Source organism: Thermorhabdus hydrogeniformans (genome assembly GCF_049310025.1).
Taxonomy (GTDB): Bacteria; Bacillota; Thermosediminibacteria; order Thermosediminibacterales; family Tepidanaerobacteraceae; genus JBJYKD01.
In genome coordinates this window covers 1-3,037 of record NZ_JBJYKD010000065.1, presented here as the reverse complement: position 1 = coordinate 3,037, position 3,037 = coordinate 1, and the positions used below count along the sequence as shown (strand labels likewise).

Here is a 3,037-nt window from a genome sequence, read left to right as displayed (position 1 = left end):
ACTGCAACAGCGGCGGAAATCTTCGCTGGAACATCGGCTCTGTCGGGACGAAGAAAGATGATGCTCAAGAATGAAGACCCTGTTCTCCGCTTTAGAATAGGCCCTTCTACTGTAACGCAGCAAAATGGTTTTCCTGTAGAGCCGGGGGCAGTATTGGAGATAGACTTCGACCCGGCGGTACCGGTGCCGATATATGCGATAAGCGAAGGCGCCGCTCTACAAGTAGCCGTTTTAGAGTATTAAAGGAGGGATAAGATGACACACAATATAACTGTTTTGGATAACGGTACGACAAAAATAGAAGTGGATTTTTCTGATGAAAATGTAAATCTTCGGGGCGAGACTTTTGTAAAAGGCGGGGAAACAGAAGCCTTGAACTACTTGCCCATTTTCGAACAGGATTTACGCAGAAATTATTCGGAACTTTTCCCTAAGCCGGAACCCGAGACAATACCTGAAGGAGGGATAATATAAATGAAATACGTTAACGGCCCATATTGGCAGGGGCAGTTACTAAAAGATATATTCGCAATTGAAAAGGCGCTAACTGGCAGGTTTAAGTCTGGGGGAGTAATAACAGACGTAACTGAACAAAAGGATTGGACGAGGCGTGTAGAGGAAGCAAGTTTCGGAAGAAATACAGTAATGTATGGCGCCGGTGGTTATCCAGCTGTAATGGTGAAATTCCCTGCTATTTCATGCAAACAACTTAACTCCGCATGGCCCGACCAAGTATATCCCGGGTTCATAGTTGCTAATAAAATAAAAAGCGAACTGTATATAGCAAAGTATAAAAGTGCCTATATTGGAACCGGGGCCGATGCAAGAGTTGTATCTCTTTTAGGTCTTGACCCTGGAAATAGCGAAACCTTTGATAGTGAGCAAACACGACATAAACAAATGGGGCCAGGCTTTCATCAAATAACGCTCATTGAGCAGAGGCTTATAATGCATCTTTGCAAAAAATCCGGTTTTTGGCCTCGGGGGAATAATAACTTTGGAAAAGATGTAGACGTACCATCAGAGATGGGCATACCTTCACATCATTACGATGCAACACGAATCGGAAGGACTTTAACTGGAAGCGGGCCGCTTTCATGGTTTCATGACGGTACTCCTTTTGGAGTGGCTGATGCAAACGGAAATGTATGGGAACGTTGCGGTGGCATGAGACTTGTGGACGGGGAAATTCAAATAATTCCCAATAACGATGCCGCAGATAATACATTAGACCAGAGCGATACATCAACGCTGTGGAAGGCAATTATGCCTGATGGTAGTTTAGTGGCACCAGGTACAGCTGGAACATTAAAATTCGACTCGCCGAACCCAATGACCAATGATGGTACTGTGCAAAACAAAGGAACACCTATTTTGCGGACAGCTTTAGTTAATCCGCCCGATCCGACATGGAACTGGGGAGATGGATATTATGACTATAACCAGGGCGCATTTCAAAGCATGACTGCTGATACTGGTATAACTGTTCCTGATATATTAAAAATATACGGGTTGTTCCCTATCGATACTAACTATGGTAACGATGGAATTTGGGTGCGAAATTATGGTAAGAGGCAGCCCTTTGCCGGCGGGAATGCGGCTCTTGGCTCGGATGCCGGCCCGGCGGCGTTGATTCTGGTTTTTCCTGCCTCGAGTGCGGCTTGGACTATCGGCGCCCGCCTCGCCTTTGTGTATTTAAACTGATACCATAATTTACCATAAGGCAAATAAGTCTAAATGGGTGTAAAAAAACACAGCCCTTTGCCAGCAGGAATGCGAATAATGGCTCGAATACCGGCCCAGCAGCACTGAATCTGAATAATCCTGCCTCGAATGCGGATTGGAATATCGGCACCCACCTCACCTTTGTGTGCAAAATAGACTTATTTGCCTGACCTCTTGGTCGAACACAAAGCGTGCGAAAAGACCGTGTTGGTAGGGTATATCCCGAAGGCTCGGCAGCACAAGCACACAAAGTGATGCAAAATGAAGCGATATGGAAACTTATATGAAAAGATTTATGACATGGACAATCTGTATTTAGCTCATAAAAATGCACGAAAAGGAAAGGCACATTATACGGAAGTTAAAATGGTTGACAGCAATCCTGATTATTATTTGAGACAAATACATGAAATGCTGAAAAATAAAACTTATAAAACATCACCTTACGAGATTTTCACAAAAATAGACAAAGGTAAAGAAAGGGAGATATATAAGCTACCTTATTATCCTGACCGAATAGTGCATTGGGCCATAGTTCAGATTATCGAACCAATATGGATGAAAACTTTTATTTATGACACGTATTCAAGTCTTAAAGGCCGTGGTATTCATAAAGGATTGTTAAGACTGCATAAAGCTATGAAGGATAGGGAGAATACCCAATATTGTCTAAAATTCGATATAAAAAAGTTCTATCCATCAATAAACCATAGAATCCTTAAACAAATTATCCGGAAAAAGATAAAAGATAAAGATTTGCTCTGGCTTTTAGATAGTATCATTGATAGCGTGGAAGGAGAAACAAACGTACCGATAGGAAATTATCTCAGTCAATATTTTGGTAATCTCTACCTAACATACTTTGACCACTGGCTTAAGGAAGAAAAGAAAGTAAAATATTACTTCAGATACTGCGATGATTGTGTGATACTGCATCACGACAAAGCATTTCTTCACCAATTACGAAAAGATACAGAAAAATATTTATATGAAAAATTAATATTAAAAATAAAAGAGAATTGGCAAGTATTTCCTACTTATATTCGAGGCGTAGATTTCCTTGGTTATCGTAGCTTTGGTGGATATACACTGCTTCGGAAATCAACTGCAAAAACCCTAAAACGAAAAATGCTAAAACTAAAGAAAAAAGAATCTCTAACCGACAGGGATATATGTTCTATTATGAGTTATAAAGGTTGGCTGAAATGGTGTGATGGATATAACTTAGAGAAAAAATATATAGAACCCTTACTTTTAAAAAGGAGGCAGATATAATGCCGGGAACAGAGCTGGCACAATACGGCCTTGCGAC

Annotated in this window: 4 protein-coding genes; all 4 read left to right on the top strand. The window is 41.2% G+C overall.

What is annotated here, in order from left to right; translation table 11 throughout:
• Positions 1-243: hypothetical protein (locus tag ACKX14_RS15460; RefSeq protein WP_422449247.1), on the top strand; the 243-nt coding region annotated here is incomplete at its 5' end.
• Between the two features lie 12 nt (positions 244-255).
• A complete protein-coding gene (locus ACKX14_RS15455) occupies positions 256-474 on the top strand; it encodes a hypothetical protein (RefSeq protein WP_422449245.1) in 219 nt (72 codons plus the stop codon).
• A complete protein-coding gene (locus ACKX14_RS15450) occupies positions 475-1,704 on the top strand; it encodes a hypothetical protein (RefSeq protein WP_422449243.1) in 1,230 nt (409 codons plus the stop codon).
• Between the two features lie 282 nt (positions 1,705-1,986).
• Positions 1,987-3,000: a reverse transcriptase domain-containing protein gene (locus ACKX14_RS15445; protein ID WP_422449241.1), complete on the top strand. Its 1,014-nt coding sequence runs from the start codon at positions 1,987-1,989 to the stop codon at positions 2,998-3,000.
• Positions 3,001-3,037: the final 37 nt, after the last annotated feature.